3 protein-coding genes are annotated in these 1273 nt (G+C 61.7%); 1 reads left to right on the top strand and 2 read right to left on the bottom strand.

Features of this window, described 5'->3' with window-relative positions; translation table 11 throughout:
• Window positions 1–531 (top strand): pseudouridine synthase (locus AC1D1X_RS23665; RefSeq protein ID WP_477699394.1); only part of this gene is annotated, 531 nt, incomplete at its 5' end.
• A gap of 30 nt (window positions 532–561) precedes the next feature.
• Here AC1D1X_RS23665 and AC1D1X_RS23660 read toward each other — a convergent pair.
• Together AC1D1X_RS23660 and AC1D1X_RS23655 are read right to left on the bottom strand one after the other, a co-directional pair.
• The gene (locus AC1D1X_RS23660) at window positions 562–912 is read right to left on the bottom strand and encodes a DUF2200 domain-containing protein (RefSeq protein WP_477699393.1); all 351 of its coding nucleotides are present in this window, start codon (window positions 910–912) and stop codon (window positions 562–564) included.
• A 23-nt stretch (window positions 913–935) separates the two neighbouring features.
• Complete coding sequence (locus AC1D1X_RS23655; RefSeq protein WP_477671527.1) at window positions 936–1262, bottom strand: ArsR/SmtB family transcription factor; 327 nt, start codon at window positions 1260–1262, stop codon at window positions 936–938.
• Window positions 1263–1273 lie beyond the last annotated feature (11 nt).

Genomic DNA, 1273 nt, shown 5'->3' with positions numbered 1-1273 from the left:
AACAAACCCTATGGCGTACTGAGCCAGTTCACGCCCGAAGGCCGCTGGCGCGGGTTGAAAGATTTCATCGCGGTACCCGACGTGTATGTGGCCGGCCGGCTGGACGCGGATAGCGAGGGCCTGCTGCTGCTGACGAGCGACGGCGCGCTACAGGCGCGCATCAGCGACCCGCGCTTCAAGATGGAAAAGATCTACTGGGTGCAGGTGGAAGGTCTGCCGGATGAGACTGCTCTGGCCGCACTGCGCCAGGGCGTGCAACTCAATGACGGCATGACGCGCCCGGCCAACGCGCGGTTGATTGACACACCGCCGGGCCTGTGGGAGCGCAAGCCGCCCGTGCGCGTGCGCAAGGCGATCCCGACGGCATGGCTGGAACTCGGCATTCGCGAAGGGCGCAACCGGCAGGTGCGGCGCATGACGGCTGCCGTGGGCTTTCCGACCTTGCGCCTGATTCGCGCTTCCATCGGCCCTTATGCGCTGCAGGGCCTGGCGCAGGGCAGCTGGCGTGAGGCGCAAGAGCAAGCGGAATAGAAGGCGGAATGGGCCAACACGCCGCAGAAGTTATTGCCGCAAAATCTTCTCCATCGCCTTTCCTTTGGCAAGCTCATCAATCAGCTTGTCCAGYCAGCGTATTTTTTGCATCAGCGGGTCTTCGACCTCTTCTACGCGAACACCGCAGACCACACCTTTGATCAGCGACACGTTCGGATGCATGGCTGGGGCCTGGGCGAAGAAAGTTTCGAAATCATTCTGCAGCTTGATTTGTTTGTCCAGCCCCTTTTGGTCATAACCGGTTAGCCAGCAAATGATCTGGTCGACTTCTTCTTTGGTGCGGCCTTTGCGTTCGGCTTTTTGAACCAACATAGGGTAGACCTTGGCAAAAGCCATCGTGAAAATCTTGTGCTGGGGCATCGTCGTTTCCTTCTGCAAAGCGGCTATGCCTCTGCCTCGATCGAGGCCTTCAACCGGCCCAGTGCCTGGTCCCACTGCTGGGCGATCAAATCCAGTGAGCGACGGGCTTCGTCGAGCTGCTGTGGGTCAAACTGCCACAGGCGCTCTCGCCCCACTTTGACGTGATGCACCAGCCCCGCGTCGGCCAGCACATGCAGGTGCTTGGTAACGGCCTGGCGGGTAATGTCGGTGGTGGAAGTGAGCTGGGCAATTGACACGGCGCCGCCCACGCAGAGCACGGCCACCAGCCGCAGGCGGGTTTCGTCGCCCAGGGCGGCGAAGACGCCTGCGGGGCCGCGCTGGGGGGTCAAGACTTCAGAGG

The organism is Polaromonas sp. P1_G4, from assembly GCF_056405475.1.
This window is presented reverse-complemented; position numbering and strand designations above follow the sequence as displayed.